At 43.0% G+C, this 249-nt stretch carries 1 protein-coding gene; it reads right to left on the bottom strand.

Annotated elements, in window-relative coordinates; genetic code table 11:
* Positions 1-249, bottom strand: a 249-nt coding sequence (locus tag V0R37_RS22895; protein WP_420376663.1) for a hypothetical protein, incomplete at both ends; no start/stop codon positions are given.

The raw sequence follows: 249 nt of genomic DNA, 5'->3' as shown, positions 1-249 counted from the left end.
CTTGTCTTTGACTTCATACCCAACCTCATCCAAGTGCATATCCGTATCAGGGAGATTTACACTTAGCATGAACTCTGCATTCTGCAAGTACTCAGGAATACTGTAAGTACCCTTCTCATTAAGTACCGTGCTACCGTTAACCCATAAGTCTAAGTACGGCGTATCATCTACACCGCGTGTTGTACTAACGGAACATAACGCATAGCCTTGAGGGGTCTTCAGGATACTGAACATAATATCGGAGATAAA

This window comes from Pollutimonas rozaliensis, assembly GCF_048751585.1.
GTDB lineage: Bacteria > Pseudomonadota > Gammaproteobacteria > Burkholderiales > Burkholderiaceae_B.
The sequence above is the reverse complement of the archived record's forward strand: the minus strand, read 5'-3'. Positions and strand labels throughout refer to the sequence as shown.